This is a genomic window from Arthrobacter sp. C152, assembly GCF_054890965.1.
Window position 1 is genome coordinate 1 of sequence record NZ_JBTZSU010000024.1, and the last position, 18,896, is coordinate 18,896.

Below are 18,896 nucleotides of genomic sequence, written 5' to 3' on the forward strand. Positions count from 1 at the left end.
CCCCCCCCCCCTCCTCCCCCCCCCCCTCCTCCGCCCCCCCCCCCCCCCCCCCCCCCCCCCCCCCCCCCCGCTCCCCTTTGCCTGCCCGGACCTTCCGGCGCAGAACGGCGTAGCATTCGTCAGGTACGCGCAGCCGGCCAGGAAGGGACCCATGAGTATCCAGCGGAAAGCCGGCCGGTTCAGTCCCGGGTCCCTGGCCCTGCCCGTCATCCAGGCCCCCATGGCCGGCGGCCCGTCCACGCCGGCCCTCGCCGCGGCAGTCAGTGCCACCGGCGGCCTGGGGTTCCTGGCCGCCGGGTATAAGGGCGCGGCTGCCATGAAGGCCGAGATCCAGGCCGTCCGGGCCCTGACCGCTGCGCCCTTCGGCGTTAACCTGTTCGTGCCCCAGCCCTCCGTCATCGGCGCGGAAGCACTCCAGCAGTATGCCCGTTCACTGGCCCCGGATGCGCAGCGTTTCGGCGTCAGCCTCGGCGAGCCGCGGCACGATGACGATGACTGGGACCAGAAGATCCAGGTCCTGCTGGAGCTTGCCCCGGCGGTGGTTTCCTTCACCTTCGACATTCCGGAACCAGCCGTCGTCGCTGCGCTGAAGGAACGAGGAATGTACGTGGTCGCCACCGTTACCGACCGCGGGGAGGCCCTGCAGGCGCTGGAGTCGGGTGCCGACGCCTTGTGTGTCCAGGGCCCGGAAGCGGGCGGCCACCGGGGAACGTTCAATGCCGCCGGCCCCGCCCCGGAGGTGGGCCTGCACGGGATCCTGGCGGAACTCCCGGACCTGGAAGTGCCCCTGATTGCGGCCGGCGGCATCACCACCGGGGCTGATACCCGGGCCGCCCTGGACGTCGGCGCGGTGGCCGTCCAGGCGGGAACGGCGTTCCTTCGTGCCGATGAGGCCGGAACCAAGGCGGCGCACCGGGCGGCGCTGGCCTCCCCGGACCGCTTCACCACCACCGCAGTAACCCGTTCCTTCTCCGGCCGCAACGCGCGCGGCCTGCAGAACGAATTCATGCGCCGGCACGACGGCGATGCCCCCTACGGCTACCCCGAGATCCACCACCTCACCACTCCCCTGCGGGCCGCGGCGGCAGCGGCGGGGGATCCGGACTGGCTGAACCTGTGGGCCGGCGTCGGCTACCGAAGCACTGTGGAGGGCTCCGCCGCGTCCATTTTGGCCAGCCTACGGCCGTAAGGCCTGTCCCGCCGTCGTCCGTTGTTAAAGCCCGACGGCGGGCCGCCCCTTTCGGAGCAGCCCGCCGCGGGTGCCGGGTTCGTTAGAGCGTGGCGGTGTCGATCACGAAGCGGTACCGGACGTCGGACGCCAGCACGCGCTCATAGGCCTCGTTGATCTTGCCGGCCGGGATGACCTCGATCTCCGCGCCAATGCCGTGCTCGGCGCAGAAGTCGAGCATCTCCTGGGTCTCGGCGATGCCACCGATCATGGAGCCCGCGAAGGACCGGCGCCCGCCGATCAGGGCGAACGCGTTGACCGGCAGCGGTTCGGCGGGCGCGCCGACGTTGACCAGGGAGCCTTCGAGGGCCAGCAGCTGCAGGTAGGCGCTGATGTCGATCGAGGCGCTGACAGTGTTGATGATCAGGTCGAAGTGGCCGGCGAGTTCGGCGAAGGTGTTCTCGTCGCTGGTGGCGTAGTAGTGGTCGGCACCCAGGCGGAGGCCGTCTTCCTGCTTCTTCAGCGACTGCGACAGGACGGTCACCTCGGCGCCCATGGCGTGGGCGAGCTTGACGGCCATGTGGCCCAGGCCGCCGAGGCCGACGACGGCGACCTTCTTGCCGGGGCCTGCACCCCAGTGCCGCAGCGGCGAGTAGGTGGTGATGCCGGCGCACAGCAGCGGTGCGGCGGCGTCGAGGTCGAGGCCTTCGGGAATGGTCACGACGAAGTCCTCGGTCACCACGACGTGGGTGGAGTAGCCGCCCTGGGTGATGGTGCCGTCGCGGTCCACGGCGCCGTAGGTGCCCACCATGCCCTTCAGGCAGTACTGCTCGTCGCCCTTCAGGCAGTTGGCGCACTCCTTGCAGGAGTTCACCATGCAGCCGACGCCGACGCGGTCGCCCACCTTGTGACGGGTAACCTCGGCGCCTAACCCGGTGACGATGCCGGCGATCTCGTGGCCGGGCACCAGCGGGTACTGCTGCGGGCCCCAGTCGCCGCGGACTGTGTGGATGTCGGAGTGGCAGATACCGGCGAACTTGATCTCGATCAGGATGTCGCGGGGGCCGACGGCGCGGCGTTCGATGGTGGTTGCAACCAGGTCCTCGGTGGCGGACGGGGATGCGTAAGCCTTGACGGTGGTCATGGTTCTCCTGTGGTTTGTTTGGGGGATATTGAAATGCTACCCGGGCCGAACGCCATCAAACCCGAAAACGGGCTGATCCAGCGAGGCCCTGCTGTAACTGGTCTTGGGAGTCCTACCCTCAGCGAGCCGGGGGTGCGGCCAGGTTCAAGGGCGCAGGAGCACCTTGATGGCGCGCCGTTCGTCCATGGCCTTGTACCCCTCGGCTGCCTGGTCGAGCGGGAGTTCGAGGTCAAACACCAGGCCCGGGTTGATCCTGCCGCCCATGATCAGGCCGATGAGCTCCGGCAGGTACTCGCGGACCGGTGCGGGGCCGCCGTGGAGGTGGACATGCGAGTAGAACAGGTCGCGGCCCGGCAGCGCCACGTCGTGGGATACGCCAACGAACCCCACATGCCCGCCCGCCCGGGTGGCGTGGATGGCCTGCATCATGGATTCCTGCGTGCCCACCGCTTCGACGACGGAATGCGCGCCGAGGCCGCCGGTAAGTTCCTTGATCTTTTGTACGCCCTCGTCCCCGCGCTCCTCGACGATGTCGGTGGCACCGAACTCGCGGGCCAGCGACTGCCGGTCGGCGTGCCGGGACATGGCGATGATCCGTTCGGCGCCCATCTGCCGGGCCGCCAGGACCCCCAAAAGTCCGACGGCGCCGTCGCCCACTACCGCCACGGTCTTGCCGGGCCCCACCTCCGCCGCCTTGGCGGCGAACCATCCTGTGCCCAGGACGTCGGAGGCGGCCAGCAACGACGGAACCTTGCCGGCGTCGGGCGTTCCCGGGACAGCCACGAGGGTGCCGTCGGCGAGCGGGACGCGCAGGTACTCGGCCTGCGCTCCCCCGACGCCCTGGCGGTGGACGCAGCCGCTCTGGTAGCCGGAACGGCAGATCTCGCAGGTGTTGTCCGAGGCGAAGAAGGACCCGACGACAAACTGGCCCACCTGCACGTTCTTCACCCCGGCGCCCACCTCGTCGACGACGCCGACGTATTCGTGACCCATCGCCCTGGGCCCGTGCAGGGTGTCCGCGCCCCTGTAGGGCCAGAGGTCGGACCCGCACACGCAGGCGGCGGACACCTTGATCACCGCGTCCGTGGGCTCCTGGATGGCAGGCCTGTCACGGTCTTCGACGCGGACGTCTCCTGGGGCATACATCATGGTGGCGCGCATGGGTCCTCCAAACGTGTGGCAGAAAGCGGACATGTTCATCAAACCGGTATCCGCCAGCCTTAGCGAGGGTCCTGCCGTAACGGGTTCTGGCAGAACCTCCTTTGGGCCCGGCGATCCGTCGTAACGTGTTTCCTATGGATAACCGAGCCGAGGTACGACAGTTCCTGTCCTCCCGCCGCGGGCGCATCAGCCCCGAGCAGGCGGGCATCGAACCGTACGGCGGCCGCCGCCGGGTGCCCGGGCTTCGCCGTGAGGAAGTGGCCCGGCTGGCCGGCGTCAGCGTGGACTACTACACGCGCCTGGAACGGGGAAACCTCAGCGGCGTCTCGGACAGCGTGCTGGACGCCATCGCCGGGGCACTCGAGCTGGACCGCGCCGAGCACGACCACCTGTACGACCTGGCCCGGGCGGCCAACATGTCGGGCCGCAAGCGTGCCGCCGGCGCAGCCGGGTCCGCCCCTGCGGGGGTACGGCCCGAGCTGCAGTACCTCCTGGACACCATCACCGGGGCACCGGCCTTCATCGGCAACAACCGGCTGGACATCGTGGCCGCCAACACACTGGGCTACGCCCTGTACTCAGACATGTACCGCACCCCGTCGCGGCCGGCCAACCACTCCAGATTCATCTTCCTGGACCCCCGAGCCCACAACTTCTACACGGACTGGGACCGGGCCGCGAACACGAACGTGGCCATCCTGCGCCGCGAAGCCGGACGGAACCCGCATGACAGGGGCATCGCCGAACTCGTGGGCGAGCTGTCCATGCGCAGCGACGAGTTCCGCACGCTGTGGGCCGCACACAACGTCCGGCGCCACTACGCCGGCACCAAGTTCTTCCAACACCCGGTGGTGGGGCTGCTCGAACTGAACTACCAGGTGCTGGGCCTGGAGGAGGACCCGGGGCACACCCTGACGGTCTACCCGGCCACTCCCGGCAGCCCCTCCGAGGAAGCGCTCAAGCTCCTCGCCTCCTGGGCGGTCACCGAGAACATCGTGGAAATGGCCGTCGCAAAGTAGGTCCGGCTTCCAGGGGCCGGCTCATACAACCACAGCGTCGGGTTCGCCATGTTTTCCGAGCCGTCCGGTGGGCTCTGCGAGGACTGCGAGGAGGCCGGCGGCCAAGCAGGTCCGCTCGAGCATGCCATCAATGCTGATCCATTCATGCCGGGCGTGCGCGCCGTCCCCCACTGCGCCCAGCCCATCGAGGACAGGCAAACCCAGCGCAGCAGCGAAGTTACCGTCGCTGGCACCCCCCACGGACGTTTCCGACAGCGGGAATCCGAGCACTCCGGCCACTTGCTCGGCCTCAGCGAAGAGCCGTGCGGTCTGCCAGGAACGAGCCATGACAGGCCGGTTCCAGCCGCCGCTGACCTTCAGCGCGGCTTCCGGGCTGCGGGGGGACAAGGCCTTGAGGACCGAGTTGATGCGCTGGACCTCGGTCTCGGAGGAGACACGGACGTCGAGGTCCGCGGTGGCAGAGCCCGCCTTGACGTTCGTCCGTGTCCCACCCTGGACAAGACCAACGTTTACGGTGGTTCCCTTGTCGAGGTCGGATTCTGCATGGAGCTGCAGGATCACCCGCGCTATTTCATCGATCGCGCTGGTGCCCACTTCCGGATCCAGCCCGGCGTGGGCTTCCTTTCCCGTGACGTTGACCTGGAAGATGCCTACGCCCTTCCGCGCGGTCTTAAGCGCGCCGCCGGCACTGGCTTCGAAGACAAGAACAGCATCTCCCCGGACCACTTCCGCTTCGATGATCCGCCGCGACGCCGGGCTTCCCACCTCCTCGTCTCCGTTCAGGACCAGCCTCACGTTGGGCCGAGGCAGTCCGAGTTCCCTGGCGGCGCGCAGCGCCCATACGAGTTGCACAAGGCCGCCCTTCATATCAAAGGCGCCTGGCCCGGAGAACCTGTCCCCCTCGACTGCCACAGGCCACTCCCCAAGGGTCCCCGCGGACCAGACCGTGTCATAGTGGCAGAGGCACGTCACCCAGCGGTCAGCGCCGGTGTCCGACGGGTAGTCCAGCACCAGTGTGTCGCCCCAGGTGCCCCCAGTGACCAGCCGGCGCCCAGCCGGTGGCCCGACGCGCTCCTGAAGCCAGCCTTCCACCCATGCAAGACCCTCCATGAGTAGCTGCTTATCATCCGAGGGGGTCTCGCGGGAAACATATGCTGTCAGGTCCTCAACCAATTCCGCCCGTTTCCCTGCGATCCATGGCGGCAATTCCTGAAGATAATTCATCGTGCGGAAGCCTTACGGTCAAGGGCGAACAGATGTCCTTCATCCATGGAAATGGAGCCGGTTTCAAGTCGCCGGATGGCAGATACCAGTTCCTCGACCAGGGGCAGGTTCAGTCCGTGCTTCGCAGCCACTGCGATGACTGGCTCGTACTGGGTGGGGACCTCGGTGGGACGTTTCCGGACGGCGATGTCCCGCCAGATGCCCGACCGGGTCTTGGTCTGGGTGGACAGCCACTTGATGAGGTCGTCGGTGGCCTCGGAATTCTTCCGGGGATCGGCGCCGCGGACATAGCTGGCGGGCTCGAACGCGTCGAACCCCTCAAGGCTGATGCCCTCGGCTGCTGCTACGTCGAAGACCTCCGCAGCCAGTCCATTCATCGCGGGCCGGTGCCTGTCGATCAGCTCACTCATGTCCGCATCCGCCAGGGCTGTTGCCGTCAGCATGGCACCGAAGCCGAGCTTGGCCCACAGGAACCCCGCCACGTTGCCGGTAACCGTGGGAGTGCCCCAATCCCGAAGGTCCGTGGCAAGCTGCCGCACCCGGTCGCTGGTCCCCCCGGAGTATTCGCCCAGCGCCATCGCGCCGCTGCCACCGTCATTGATGACGCCGGGTTCGAGCACGTCGGCAAATAGATCAACGAAGGCAATCACTGTTCGGTGGGCGCCGACGTGCGCTGCAATGGCGGCCTCGTTGAGCCCGTTTTGCATTGATGCCACGTATCCGCCACTGCTTAGCCTGGGGGCTATCCATGCCGCTGCACTGTCTGTCGCCTGGGCCTTTACTGCCAAGAGAACCCTGTCCAGGTGCTCGGGGGCATCGTCGAGGCCGTAGGCCGGGACGTCCGCCACCAAAACTCCGGAAGGTGTCTTGATCTGCAGTCCGTTCCTGCGGATGGCTGCGACATGGTTGGCATCGGCGTCGACCACCTGGACCGGGACGCCCTGTGCGTGCAGGTGCGCGGCCAGGGTGCCGCCTATAGCTCCCGCGCCCACTACGGTGTATGCGCTGTCCGTCATGGTTTCCTCTCAAATAGTTGCCGCATGCTGGGCCGCCGTGTTCGTGGTCCAGTGCAGTGGAAGGTTCATGGCGCCGGCGGACGAACCGCCGTCCACGCGCAGGGTTTCGCCCGTGATCCATTCGGCCTCGGGTCCGGCGAGCCATACGACGGCGCGGGCGATGTCGTCCGGTTCTCCGCGCCGTCCTAACGGGTTGCCGGAAACGGCGGCCGCGTATTCCTCTGTGACCGGGTTGGCGCTGCTGTTCACGGTCACGAAGCCGGGGGCGACAGCGTTCACCCGGATGCCGTACTCCCCCAACTCCAGGGCCGAGGCACGCGTCACCATCTCAAGTGCCGCTTTGGAAGTGGAGTAAGGAGCCGCCCCCGGACGGGCGCGCAGGGCTGCTCCGGAGGAGATGTTGACCACGCTGGCCTTCCGTCCGGCCTTGGTTGCCCGCTGGGCGAGGGCCACCGTTGCCAGCAAGGGGGCCCTGGTATTGAGGTTCTGCACGGCATCCCAGGTAGCCGCATCCAAGGACAGGAAGGGGGTGGCAGGATAAATCCCGGCCGAGTTGACCAGGACGTCCACAGGAGCGGCCGCCCAGGACTTGGCGAGCATCTCCTCAGGACCGGAGTGGCTCGTCAGGTCCACTACCAGCGCCTGGACGTCGTCAGCGCCCGCTTCCTTGCACGTCTCCGCGGTTGCGGCCAGTGACGTGGCATTGAGATCCACGACGGTCACCCGGTAGCCCAACCCCGCGAACCGCTTTGCTACTTGCCGGCCGATTCCGCTGGCCGCTCCCGTTATGACGGCATGCCAGCTCAATCGAGGGCCTTGCCTTTGGTTTCAGGCATGGTCAGGTAGACGATTACGCCGATGGCTGCTGCCACCGCACAGTAGAGCCAGACAAGCCCGCCATAGCCGCTCGTATTCATCCAAGTAGTGATGTATGGCGCGGTTCCTCCGAAGACCGCAACGGCCAGCGCGTACGGCAGGCCGATGCCGGTAGCACGGACTTCAGCAGGGAACTGCTCAGCCATGATGACCGCACAGTTGGCCGAGTATCCAAGGAGCAGAATGATCCCGATTACTTCAATGAGCAGCAGCATCCAGAAGTCGCCATTGAGCAGCGAGAAAGCGGGCCATGAGAAGAGGAGAAAGCCGCCTGCAAAGGCAGTAAGGGTCGGTTTGCGCCCGATCTTGTCCGAAAGAATGCCGGCGAATGGCAGGAGGACGAGGAACAGGCCGACGGCGATGAAGTTAGCCAGCAGTGCCTGGCTCAGGGGAATTCCTGTGGCGACGGCGGCGTAGGTGGGCATGTAGGAGACCCACATGTAGTAGAGCAGCGTTCCGGCGATCGTGATGCCGAAGACCCTCAGGGTTTCCTTGGGATGCTTCACGAACATGGTGAATACGGTGTTCCGGCGGGCTTCATGAGAGGCTGCCGAGCGGGCCTGGGACTTCACGAATGAGTCCGTTTCCTCGACCGAACTGCGCAGCCAGAGGCCAACCAGGCCCAGCAGGGAAGCCGCCAGGAAGGCGGCCCGCCAGCCCCAGCCGTCCAGGGAGTCCTTGGACATGGTGCTGGTGATGATGGTGCCCATGCCTGACGCGAGCAGCACACCGGCTCCGACGGAGACTTGCTGCCAGGATCCGGCGAAGGCGCGGCGGCGCGGTGCTGCGGATTCAACCAGGAAGGCCGAGGAGGAACCGAACTCGCCTCCGGCCGAGAATCCCTGGACCATGCGCGCCACGACGAGGATGATCGGCGAAAGGAGTCCCACGGTTTCGTATGTTGGTGCGAGGCCGATCACGGCAGTGGCTCCCGCCATCAGCCCGATGGTCAGTACCAGACCTTTCTTGCGTCCGTGGCGGTCCGCATAGGCGCCCATGACAGCTGCACCGACAGGCCGCATGACAAAGCCCACGGCGAAGATCGCCAGCGTCGCCAGGAGTGCGGCGATGGGATCGCCCTTGGGGAAGAAGTGATGGGCAAAGACGGATGAAAAGGTGGTGTAGACAGCCCAGTCCACCCATTCGACGGCGTTGCCGATGCCGCCGGCAATGATGGCTTTGCGTCCGCGTGCAGAGAGCTTGGTTTCGTGGATTTCGGCCACGTTCAGCTGTTGTGTCATGAGACAGACGTCCTCGTTGAGAGTCGGGAGGCAACGTGGGTTGCCAGTTCTGCGTGGGTCGTGATCCACACGTCATCGTGGGATCGGATGTATTCCATGAGTTCCGCCAGGATCATCACGCGGGAGCGGTGCCCGATGATGTGCGGGTGCATGGTGAGTTGGAAGACACTGCCTTCGACATACGCTGCGTCGAATTCGTCCTTCCAGATCTGGAGAAGCTGGCGGGGCGGCATATAGGGTCGGAGGCCGGTGAAGCGATCCATCATCAGGTAGGGCGCGTCGTCCCGGATCCATTCCACCGGGATTTCAACTATTCCGGTGGGCAACCCGTCAGCGAGCAATTCGTAAGGCTCGTCGTCGGCCATGAGCGAGGAGTCGTAGAGGAATCCCAGCTCGCGGATGACGTCGAGGGTTGACTCCGAGAAGTCCCAGGACGGCGTCCGGATACCGACCGGGCGGGTTCCTGCCTGGCGGTGGAGTACGTCTGTGGCACGGCCGAGCAGATCCAGTTCCTGCTCATGGCTGAGCAGGGTGTTCCGCTCATGGATCCAGCCGTGCACCGCGACTTCGTGTCCCTGCTCGATGTAGGTGGGAACTTCGTCAGGGCGGAGCAACGCACATACCGCGGGGATATAGAACGACGCCGGAGCTTCGTAGCGGCGGAGCAGTTCCAGGATCCGGGGCACCCCCACCCGTGCACCGTACTCGCCCTGCGCCATGCGCCCCGGCGAGGTTTCCCCGTCCCGGAGCGATGGAGTTTCGTGGTCCGAGTCGAAGGACAGCAGAACAGCGACGGCGGCGCCCCCTTTCCAGCGCAGCGCCGGGTCCGAATGCATAAGGGAGTGCCCGGCCCGGACTCTGTTAACGTGCGCTCGCCATTCCTGTTCAGGCCACTGCCACGACGGGACGTTGTTCACAATGCGCTCCTTGTTCGTTCCTGGGTGCCCACGGTCCAGCCATCCCGGACAGCGCGGCCGATTCGACCTTTTATGGGGAGTTTGAGAGTGATCCAGCTCTCATATTCCAAGGTAGGGGAAATCATGTCATTCGACAAGGGGCTATGGGAAAATCATTCAAAAAAGGATCAGATAATGGTTTTTTCGATGTTCAATCGCCGGCTTTGCCGGTAGTCTTGACCTAGTACAACGGGTCCACCCACAACGGCGGAGGCACACCATCTCACTTTTGGATGACACCGACCTGGACATCATCGCTGCCCTCCAAGTCGCACCCCGTGTCCCGGCAAATGCATTGGGCGAAATCCTCGGCGTGCCCACCAGCACCATCACCCGCAGGCTGAACAGGCTCCAGAAAGAGCGGCTTATGAAGGTGATCGGCAGGTTTGCCTGGCCACTTGTTCTTTCCGGCAACCCGCAACAGCTCTGGATTTGCTGTGAGCCAGGACGCGCGGCTGAGGTGGCGGAGAAGCTTAAGGCATTCGCCGAGATCCAATTCGTCATGACAACGTCCGGGACGGGTGACATCTATGCTGACCTGTTTCCCTTGCTGGGTTCAGATGTCAATGACCTGATCAGCAACCAGATCGCTTCCCTTCCGGGCATCAGGTCCATTGAGACCCGACTGGTGCTGGATTCCCGGCGGGTAGGCCAGAACTGGCGGTTTCAACGGCTGACGCCTCAGCAGACGGAAGCGCTGGAAGCCCACGTGGTTCCCGTCAACCAGCCTGCGCTGGAATCCATGGACGACCTGTCAGATCTGGAATTCCGCACTATGTGCGAGCTGGGACGCAATGCACGTGCGTCTGCAGCTGAGGTGGCCCGCACCCTAAATGTCAGCAGTTCCTCGGCCTACCGCGCCATCCAAATGCTCCTCAACACCGGGGCCATCTCACCGCGGGTGGAAGTGGAGCCGAGCGCAGTCGGATTTCCCCTCGCGGCCGTAGTTTCGTTGCAGGTCAAACCGAAATCGATCGCTGATGTGCTGGATCGGCTCAGCGGCCACGAATCGGCGCGCATGATCTCGATGGTGACAGGGCAGGCACCCGTGGTCTTCCATGGAGTCTTCCGCGATCCACGCAGCCTGGCTGATTTCATCACCGAGGATATCGGGGCACTTCCCGGCATTCAGACCATGGACACGAGCGTGGCACTGAACGTTAAACGGCGCTATTGGATGGACCGCGACGGCGTCTACATCGGCGACCAGGTTGAAGGGCTGCTGCGGCGCTGACCCGCCCGGCGCTTGCCACCAGTCACGTTAACCAGGGTTGCGCCCCGTGGCGCAGCGTTTCCCGGTTTGTCCCCCGGATGGCGCCATAAGTAGCGCCGTTTCGCTGCGTTGAGCCTCCATTGCGTGGTGCTGGCCAACGCCTTCAGGACCGTGTTTAGGTGTTCCAGTCCCCCACCGGGCACCCACCCCGGGTGCCGTCGTCGTACCCGGAAGCGGGGCCGCTCCCGGCCTTCCCGGCGCCGGCAATCAACCTTCCAAGGAGACCCGACATGACACCACAGATACCCCAGCGCCACCTCCACCTCAATGCGTTCCTCATGAGCACGGGACACCACGAAGCCTCCTGGCGGCTGCCGGAAAGCGATCCGCGGGCCAGCACCGACGTTGAGCATTACAAGAAGCTGGCCCGCACGGCTGAACGCGGCAAGCTGGACTCCATCTTCTTCGCGGACTCCCCGGTTTTGTTCGGCGAGGTGGGCCGCCGCCCGGCGGGCAAGCTCGAACCCACCGTGCTGCTGACCGCCATCGCCGGCGCCACCGAACGGATCGGGCTGATCGCCACGGCATCCACCACCTACAACGAACCGTTCAACCTGGCGCGCCGCTTCGCCTCCGTGGACTGGGCCAGCGGCGGCCGCGCAGGCTGGAACGTGGTGACCACCGCCGGCCCGGATGCGGCCCGGAACTTCGGCGTGGACGACCAACCCGCGCACGCCGTCCGGTACGAGCGGGCCGCCGAGTTCATCGAGGTGGCGCAAAAGCTGTGGGACAGCTGGCAGGACGACGCCGTGCCGGCGGACAAGGAGGAGGGCGTGTGGGGCCATGCCGACAGGATCCGGACCATCGACCACGAGGGCAGGCACTTCAAGGTCCGTGGTCCGCTCAATGTGCCCCGCTCACCGCAGGGACACCCGCTGATCGTGCAGGCCGGATCGTCCGAGGACGGCAAGGACCTCGCCGCCAGGTACGCCGACGCCGTGTTCACGGCGCACCAGACCCTCGCCGACGCGCAGGAGTTCTACCGCGACCTCAAGGCCCGGACAGCGGCAGCCGGCCGGGACCCCGAAGCCATCAAGATCCTGCCCGGTATCGTGCCGGTGATCGGCGCCACCGAGGCGGAGGCACTGGAACTGGAGCGTGAACTGGACCGGCTGATCAAGCCCGAGTACGCCCGGATCCAGCTGGCCAAGACCCTCCGCGTGGAGCCCGCGGACCTGCCCCTGGACCGCGGGCTGCCGGAGGACCTGCCCAGCGAGGACGAGATCGAGGGCGCCAAGAGCCGCTACACGCTGATCGTCCAACTCGCACGGCGGGAGCGGCTCACGGTGCGCCAACTGATCGGCCGGCTGGGCGGCGGCCGCGGCCACCGCACCTTCACCGGTACGCCGGTGCAGGTTGCGGACGCCATCCAGGAATGGTTCGACGGCGGCGCGGCGGACGGCTTCAACATCATGCCGCCGGTGCTCCCCTCCGGGCTGGAGGCATTCGTGGACCAGGTTGTCCCCATCCTGCAGGAACGCGGGCTGTTCCGCACCGAGTACACAGGCCGGACGCTGCGGGAGCATTACGGCCTGGCACGCCCGGAGAACCAGTACGCGGGCTCGGCTGCCCCCGGGTTGGCCTCTCTCGGCGCGGCGTTCTGATCAGCCCGGCGTTCTGATTAGCCCGGCGTTCTGATCAGCGCCGCCGGCGGCGGGTCAGGGAAGGTTCGACGGCGGGGCGGGCGGCGCGTCCGTCCGCCGCCGTTCCGCCGGCGCGCTGAAGCGGTCAACAGCCTGCTGCGCGGCCCGGCACAAGGCGGGATCCGACCAGGGCGCACGCGCCCAGGTTTCCACGGCAGCCAACGCCTCCACCAGCACTCGTGCGGCGTCCTCCCCGGCGTTTCCTTGTCCCATCATGGTTTCCCGGTCCGCGGCCAGAGTGTCCGCCATGGTCCGCGTGCTGCCCCGCTGCCAGACGTCGGGGATGGCATCGACATCCACCAGCCGCTCCCGGAGCGGCCAGCGTTCGATGAAGCGGGCGAGCCAGGCCTTGTGCCGCTTTCGGTGCTGCCGGTTCCTCCATACCGGGTAGAAGCTGAAGACAACCGCGAACGGAATCAGGACTGCAAGGACCGGGAGCGTCCACCCGGCGTCGCCGGGATAGCCGCCGTTCGCGGCATCCCCGTAAACCTTGATCAGCACCCCTACCGTCATGCAGGCCAGGATCCATGTCACTCCCAGAATGTTGCTCCGGCGCTTCTCCGCCTTCGTGGCATACAGCCCGGGCGCGGGCTCCGCAGCAGCAAGCGCCTCGGCCTCCGTGAGGCCGGTGTTCAGGAGCCTGCTGGAGCCGGAACCAAGCAGGCCGGACTTGTCCGGCACCTCCACGTACACCGGGGGCAGCCCGGTGAGGTGCCCGGCAGGCACAGCGGTTTCCCGGCCCATGTTTCCCCCTCGACACGCATTTGGACTGGCGTTGTCGAGTATACGGCTGCCCGAACTTCCCTAGACTGGCAATGGACGTTTTATGCCGGGACGAGACAAAGGAGCGCAAGTTGAGCGGAGTAGTCGTAGTGGGCGTGGATGCCAGCCCGTCGGCGCGGAAGGCAGCTGAAGTGGCCCTGGGCCTGGCGGAGTCGCTGGGGGCATCCCTCCACGTGGTGACCGCCTTCGAAGCCGAGAACGCCGAGACCTACGGCGTGGGATCGGACAAGGTCAGGATTTCCAACGCCGACAGCTCGGAGATGGTGGCCAGGTCCCTTGCCGGGTCCCGGCCGGGCGTGCAGATCACCCACTTCGCCGCCCGCGGCAAACCGGCTGACTCCCTGATCAAGGAAGCCATCCGCCTGGACGCCCGGGTAATCGTGGTGGGCAACCGCAGGATGCGCGGCATCGGCCGCCTCCTGGGCAGTGTGGCCAACAGCGTGGCGCACAACGCCCCGTGCGATGTCTACATCGCGAACACCTACGAGGACTGACCCGGCCTCAGTCACAAGGTGCGCGGACGACGGCGGGACCTCCCGCCGTCGTCCGCCCGCCTTTTAAGGGGCGGGCCTTAGGCAGGCCAGGCCCCGTACTCCGCGTCGGTGACGTGGTCGAGCCAGGTGACCACCTGCCCGTTCCCGTCGGCTTCCTGCATGGCAACGTGCGCCATGAAGCGCTCCGGGGTGGCGCCATGCCAATGTTCCTCCCCGGGCTCGATATACACCACGTCGCCGGGACGGATCTCCTGGATTTCGCCGCCGCGTCGGGCGACCAGCCCGACGCCGTCGGTCACGTACAGGGTCTGGCCCTTCGGATGGTGGTGCCAGGCCGTGCGGGCACCGGGCGCAAAGCGGACGTGGGCGCAGCCGATGGCCGACTGCTCATCGGGGGTGCGGATGCCGTCGATCTGCACCGCTCCCGTAAACCACTCCTTCGGCCCGGTTCCGGTCCGGCCGCCGCTCTTGGTGTACTTCATGTTCTCCTCCTGTTACTGGTAAATCTTTTAGATGGTCGTGTGGCTGCGCCGGGTGCCGAGAATCGTGGCACCCCACGCCAGGAATGCCAGCCCCGCATAACCGCAGGTGATGGCAAGCAGTGAGATGACACGGCTCAACTGCCCGACCAGCAGGGCCGGGAGCGCTGAGCCCGTGTAGGAGATGGCATAGACGAGGGAGAGCAGGCCTGCCCGGTCCAGAGCGTTCGCCCGGGTCAGCAGCGACGCCATGCTGCCGTTCGTCGCCAGGCCCATGCCCGCGCCGCCCAGGATTCCGCAGCCGATGAACAGCGCAGCCGAGCCGATGCCGGTGGCGATGGCCAGCCCCGCGACCGCGATGGCGAAGACACTCATACCCAGCCGCTGCGCTCTGACGATGGGCATCCGTCCGGACAGCGGGCCGCCGATAACGCTGGGCACCATGTAGGACGCAAAGACTGCCGCCGCGACCAGTGGCGCGGCGGAACCCAGGTAATCAGCTGCCACCGACGGGCCGAACGCGTTGAAGAAGCCGCCGACAGCCCACGTCGAAATAAAGACGAAGGCGGCCGCCGGCAGGTAGGCGCGGGCCTTCTCCGGTATTTTCACCCGCGGACGCAGCGAGGCGAATGCTCCCCGCCTGCGGCGCACCGTCTCGGGGACCGCGGCCAAGGCCAGCGCGCAGGCGATGAGCAGGCCTCCCGGTACCGCATAGGGCAGCTGCCGCGGGAACGGACCGTACTGGACCAGCGCCCCCGAGGTGAACACGCCCAGGGACAGACCCACTGTGGCGCCCGCCGTGGTTATGGCCGGGACAATCCATCCGGGACGGTCCGGCGCGCAGTCAACCACGAACGCGGCCAAGGCACTCGACGCCAGGCCGGCGGCGATCCCCTGCAGGGCGCGGCCGGCGAAAAGCGGCCAGAACCCGTTCACGCCCATCAGCACGGCACAGCCCAGGGCGGCGGTGACCAGCGCCGCGGCGGAGACAGGCTTTCGGCCCAGGTGATCGGACAGCCGGCCCAGCACTAACAGCGAACATACCGCGCAGACGAAGTACCCGACGGCAACCAGCGAGAGTTCACTGTCAGTCACGCCGTCCTGGCTTCGGTAGGTGGCGAAGAGGGGAATTGATGCGGAGCCGGCCGCGAACACGGCGATGAAGGCCGCGGCGGTGACCGAAATGCCCAGGAGGCTCTTCCGGCCAGTACTCGATGAATCAGGACCGGGCCTGCGGACCATGCGTTGCTTTTGGACCATGGTGTGGGAGCTCATCCTTTATCCATTGTGGGAGGGGCCAGCGGCCCGGGAGGTCACGAATGCCAGGGCAGCCGAGGCCGCCAGGATCCCCGCCCCCGCCAGGAAGGTGCCCCCGTAGCCGGCGGAATCGAACAGCACGCCGCCCAGCATCGATCCGATGGCGATCGATGTCTGCACCACGGCGACCATCAGGCCGCCGCCGGCCTCCGCGTCGTGCGGCATGGCCTCAGCGATCCAGCTCCACCAGCCAACGGGCGCGGCAGTGGACATCAGGCCCCACAACCCCAGCAGAACCACGACGGCGGCAATCGACCCTCCGGTGGGAACGAGCACCGCCGCGATAACGGCCATGAGGGTGGGGATGGCGAGCAGCGTCCGGTAAAGGCCCTTCTTGAGGAAGCGGCCGATGAGGACGGTGCCCGCAAAACCGGCAACACCGATGACCAGGAGCACCAGCGAAACGGTGGCCACATCAACCCGGGTCACCGTTTCCAGGAAAGGACGGACATAGGTGAACAGGACGAACTGTCCCATGAAGAAGGAACCACACGCGGCCATGCCCCACGCGACGGTCCGGTTCCGGAACCCGGCGAAGATCCCGAAGACACTGCCACGGGCCACGGCGCCCCGATCAACCGCGCTGCCCCGTTCAACCGCGCTGCCCCGTTCAACCTTCATGGCGGGAAGGCTGATCCACTGCCACACCAGCGCGAGCACGGCCACGGGCACCAGGCAGAAGAACGCTCCCCGCCAGCCGATGACGGAGCCCAGGTAGCTGCCCAGCGGCGCAGCCAGGACGGTGGCGAGGGCGTTGCCGCCATTGAAGATCGCCAGCGCGCGCGGCACCTGGTGGGCCGGCACCAGCCGCATGGCGGTGGCCGCGGACATGGACCAGAAGCCCCCAATCACCACGCCGATGAGGGCGCGGCCCACCATGAAGAGCGGATACCCCGGCGCCAGGGCAACCACGGCGCCCGAGACCGCCATGACCGTGGTCAGGCCCAGCAGAAGGGTCTTGCGGTTCATGGTGCCGGCCACGGTGGACACGGAGAGGCTGGTCAGGACGGCGAACAACCCGGAGATCGCGATGCCCTGGCCCACCATCCCCTCGGAGACCTGGAGGTCTGCTGCCATCGGCGTGAGCAGGCTGACAGGCATGAATTCGGAGGCGATCAGCGCGAAGACGCACAGCGACATCGCAAAGACGCCTCCCCAGTGGGCAGGGTGTTGCCCGCTGGCGGTGGGTCTCTCGCTGGTGCTGGTTACGGTGAGGTCGGAAGCCATGCCCTCCATCAAACCGAAGCCCGGGAACTGTAGCGAGGGCCCTGTTGAAACGGGTTTTGCCAGACCCCCCTTTTACCGCAGCGCCGCCGGCGCCGGAACTTCCCGCCGTCGTCCGTCTATGCTGTCCGGCGGCTGCGGCTTGTAGACCCAGGCCACGAGCACCACGGAGATGATCATCAGCAGGAACCAGGCCACGAGCTTTTCCAGGCCAACCGGGTGCCAGCCGCCCACCTGGCTGGGGTAGAGCCAGGCGCCGGACCACGTGGCAATGTTCTCGGCGATCCAGATGAACAACGCCACCAGCAGGAACGAGACCACCAGGGGCATGCGGAACTGGCGGCGGAACACACGGAAGTGCATCACGCAGCGGCCGTAGCTGACCAGGACGGCGGCGAGCAGCACCCAGCGCGCGTCCCAGATGAAGTGGTGGGTGAAGAAGTTCACGTAGATGGCGGCGGCGAGGATGGCCGTGATCCAGCGCCGGGGATAGGCGGCGAATTTGAGGTCGAAGAGCCGGTAGACACGCACCATGTACGAGCCAACCGCGGCATACATGAACCCGCTGAACAGCGGCACGGCGCCGACGCGCAGGAACCCTTCGGCCTCGTAGGACCAGGAGCCGGCGTCGGTCTTGAACAACTCCATGACCGTCCCCACCAGGTGGAACAGGATGATGACCCGCAGTTCCTTCAGGGTTTCGAGCTTGAACGCCACCATCAGCACCTGGATCACGACGGCGGCGATGGTCAGGAAGTCGTTGCGCGCCAGCCCGGTGCTGTCCGGATACCACAGCCTGGCTGCCATGAGGACCGTGAGGAGGGCGGCGCCGAAGATGCACGCCCAGCCCTGCTTCAGCCCAAACACGACGAACTCGGTAACCCTGGCCCGGGCGCCTCCCGCGGGGGCGGCAGCAAGGAAGCGGCGGGCCCGCTCGTCGATCCGCCGCTCAACGGTGGTGGAACTACGCACGGCTCGCCTGGTGCTCGACGGCGTGCGGGGTGCTGCGGAGGTCCTTGTCGAGCTCGCCCAGGCAGTAGTCCTTGAACCAGTGCCTGATGCCCCGCGGCAGCCTCGGGTAGGCCACCGACAGGATCCGCATGGTCCGGTCGAACCGCCGCGCATGGAGGTCGCTCCAGGGAAGCCCGAAGTCCACGCGCACGTGGTGCGGGAGGAGTCCCGCGGTGAGGAACCGTGCGGACGGCATGATGGCGCGGTACCACAGGGCCGTGTGCTTCGGGAACAGCAGGCCCCTGCCCACCCGCACGCCCGCGTCCTCCGCCTGCAGCCCGGAGACCTGGTCGTCCCAGTACCGGCCGAACGCCGCCCGGTCCTTGGGCCACATGCCCTCCGGAAGCTGCAGCGCGGTGCCGATCCGCGCATAGTCCCGGTACATGGCGTCGGCTGAGTCGTCGTCGAGCGGGCCGTAGATCTTCTCGATGATGGTGAGCGCCGTGTCGTAAAGCGTGGCGACCACCCAGAGCTGCAGCTCCGGATCGAAGGCGTTGTAACCCGCGGACGATTCGTTGGCGGTCCGGCGCACGGGCACGTGGGCGCGGTTCACCCTCCGGCGGACCTCTTTGAGCTGCTCATCGGTGCCGTACACCACCGCGTACACATACGTCAGGGTGCCCTTGAGCCGGTTGACGGGGCGCCGGGTGAAGGTGCTGTGCTCGGCCACGCCGCGGCCGATGGCCGGATTGGCCAGCTGGAGCAGGATGGCCCGCCCCGCACCGGCGAGCAGGATGCCTTCCGCGCCGTAATCGGCCATTCCCGTAACCATGTGAACAGGGTACCGTCAGGCGCAGCACGGCGGGACGGGGCCTTTGGCCTGTTGCCGCGGCCAACCCGCTGCGCTGCGCCTGCCTGGATGCGGCG

Annotated in this window: 18 protein-coding genes; 5 read left to right on the forward strand and 13 right to left on the reverse strand. The window is 66.7% G+C overall.

What is annotated here, in order from left to right; genetic code table 11:
• Positions 1-151 precede the first annotated feature (151 nt).
• On the forward strand, positions 152-1,189 hold the full coding sequence (locus ACYSM9_RS15230; protein WP_461857793.1) for a nitronate monooxygenase: 1,038 nt from the start codon (positions 152-154) through the stop codon (positions 1,187-1,189).
• Between the two features lie 82 nt (positions 1,190-1,271).
• On the opposite strand, the gene ACYSM9_RS15235 is transcribed toward ACYSM9_RS15230, so the two are convergent.
• Entirely contained in the window at positions 1,272-2,312 is a 1,041-nt protein-coding gene (locus tag ACYSM9_RS15235; protein ID WP_461857794.1) for an NAD(P)-dependent alcohol dehydrogenase, read from the reverse strand.
• 144 nt (positions 2,313-2,456) lie between these two features.
• Positions 2,457-3,473 carry a zinc-dependent alcohol dehydrogenase family protein gene (locus tag ACYSM9_RS15240; RefSeq protein ID WP_461857795.1) on the reverse strand — a complete coding sequence of 339 codons (1,017 nt, stop codon included), beginning with the start codon at positions 3,471-3,473 and terminating at the stop codon, positions 2,457-2,459.
• Between the two features lie 134 nt (positions 3,474-3,607).
• On the opposite strand from ACYSM9_RS15240, the gene ACYSM9_RS15245 reads away from it, so the two are divergent.
• Positions 3,608-4,492: a helix-turn-helix transcriptional regulator gene (locus ACYSM9_RS15245; protein ID WP_461857796.1), complete on the forward strand. Its 885-nt coding sequence runs from the start codon at positions 3,608-3,610 to the stop codon at positions 4,490-4,492.
• A 21-nt stretch (positions 4,493-4,513) separates the two neighbouring features.
• Here the strand turns inward: ACYSM9_RS15245 and ACYSM9_RS15250 are convergent, their stop codons facing one another.
• The 5 genes from ACYSM9_RS15250 to ACYSM9_RS15270 all read right to left on the reverse strand — a co-directional run bounded on the left by ACYSM9_RS15250 (position 4,514) and on the right by ACYSM9_RS15270 (position 9,685).
• A complete protein-coding gene (locus ACYSM9_RS15250; protein ID WP_461857797.1) occupies positions 4,514-5,602 on the reverse strand; it encodes a M20 family metallopeptidase in 1,089 nt (362 codons plus the stop codon).
• A 110-nt stretch (positions 5,603-5,712) separates the two neighbouring features.
• Positions 5,713-6,732 carry a ketopantoate reductase family protein gene (locus ACYSM9_RS15255; RefSeq protein WP_461857798.1) on the reverse strand — a complete coding sequence of 340 codons (1,020 nt, stop codon included), beginning with the start codon at positions 6,730-6,732 and terminating at the stop codon, positions 5,713-5,715.
• A gap of 9 nt (positions 6,733-6,741) precedes the next feature.
• Positions 6,742-7,539, reverse strand: a complete 798-nt coding sequence (locus ACYSM9_RS15260) for an SDR family NAD(P)-dependent oxidoreductase (protein WP_461857799.1) — start codon at positions 7,537-7,539, stop codon at positions 6,742-6,744.
• Complete coding sequence (locus tag ACYSM9_RS15265; protein ID WP_461857800.1) at positions 7,536-8,849, reverse strand: MFS transporter; 1,314 nt, start codon at positions 8,847-8,849, stop codon at positions 7,536-7,538. The genes ACYSM9_RS15260 and ACYSM9_RS15265 overlap by 4 nt, the downstream gene beginning before the upstream one ends.
• Positions 8,846-9,685 carry a polysaccharide deacetylase family protein gene (locus ACYSM9_RS15270; RefSeq protein ID WP_461857801.1) on the reverse strand — a complete coding sequence of 280 codons (840 nt, stop codon included), beginning with the start codon at positions 9,683-9,685 and terminating at the stop codon, positions 8,846-8,848. Before ACYSM9_RS15270 ends, ACYSM9_RS15265 begins: the two co-directional genes overlap by 4 nt.
• Before the next feature lie 349 nt (positions 9,686-10,034).
• Here ACYSM9_RS15270 and ACYSM9_RS15275 point away from each other — a divergent pair, with 349 nt between their 5' ends.
• Together ACYSM9_RS15275 and ACYSM9_RS15280 are read left to right on the forward strand one after the other, a co-directional pair.
• Positions 10,035-11,039 carry an Lrp/AsnC family transcriptional regulator gene (locus tag ACYSM9_RS15275; protein ID WP_461857802.1) on the forward strand — a complete coding sequence of 335 codons (1,005 nt, stop codon included), beginning with the start codon at positions 10,035-10,037 and terminating at the stop codon, positions 11,037-11,039.
• Positions 11,040-11,308: 269 nt separating this feature from the next.
• Positions 11,309-12,682, forward strand: a complete 1,374-nt coding sequence (locus ACYSM9_RS15280) for an LLM class flavin-dependent oxidoreductase (protein ID WP_461857803.1) — start codon at positions 11,309-11,311, stop codon at positions 12,680-12,682.
• A 54-nt stretch (positions 12,683-12,736) separates the two neighbouring features.
• On the opposite strand, the gene ACYSM9_RS15285 is transcribed toward ACYSM9_RS15280, so the two are convergent.
• Positions 12,737-13,465 carry a hypothetical protein gene (locus ACYSM9_RS15285; RefSeq protein WP_461857804.1) on the reverse strand — a complete coding sequence of 243 codons (729 nt, stop codon included), beginning with the start codon at positions 13,463-13,465 and terminating at the stop codon, positions 12,737-12,739.
• A gap of 110 nt (positions 13,466-13,575) precedes the next feature.
• On the opposite strand from ACYSM9_RS15285, the gene ACYSM9_RS15290 reads away from it, so the two are divergent.
• Entirely contained in the window at positions 13,576-13,998 is a 423-nt protein-coding gene (locus ACYSM9_RS15290) for a universal stress protein (RefSeq protein WP_461857806.1), read from the forward strand.
• 77 nt (positions 13,999-14,075) lie between these two features.
• Here the strand turns inward: ACYSM9_RS15290 and ACYSM9_RS15295 are convergent, their stop codons facing one another.
• The 5 genes from ACYSM9_RS15295 to ACYSM9_RS15315 form a co-directional block, all read right to left on the reverse strand.
• The gene (locus ACYSM9_RS15295; protein WP_461857807.1) at positions 14,076-14,480 is read right to left on the reverse strand and encodes a (R)-mandelonitrile lyase; all 405 of its coding nucleotides are present in this window, start codon (positions 14,478-14,480) and stop codon (positions 14,076-14,078) included.
• A 27-nt stretch (positions 14,481-14,507) separates the two neighbouring features.
• Positions 14,508-15,752, reverse strand: coding sequence for an MFS transporter (locus tag ACYSM9_RS15300; RefSeq protein ID WP_461857808.1), 1,245 nt, complete (start codon positions 15,750-15,752; stop codon positions 14,508-14,510).
• Positions 15,753-15,755: 3 nt separating this feature from the next.
• A complete protein-coding gene (locus ACYSM9_RS15305; RefSeq protein WP_461857809.1) occupies positions 15,756-17,021 on the reverse strand; it encodes an MFS transporter in 1,266 nt (421 codons plus the stop codon).
• A 72-nt stretch (positions 17,022-17,093) separates the two neighbouring features.
• A complete protein-coding gene (locus ACYSM9_RS15310; protein ID WP_461857810.1) occupies positions 17,094-17,990 on the reverse strand; it encodes a DUF817 domain-containing protein in 897 nt (298 codons plus the stop codon).
• Positions 17,983-18,789: an oxygenase MpaB family protein gene (locus ACYSM9_RS15315; protein ID WP_461857811.1), complete on the reverse strand. Its 807-nt coding sequence runs from the start codon at positions 18,787-18,789 to the stop codon at positions 17,983-17,985. The genes ACYSM9_RS15310 and ACYSM9_RS15315 overlap by 8 nt, the downstream gene beginning before the upstream one ends.
• Positions 18,790-18,896 lie beyond the last annotated feature (107 nt).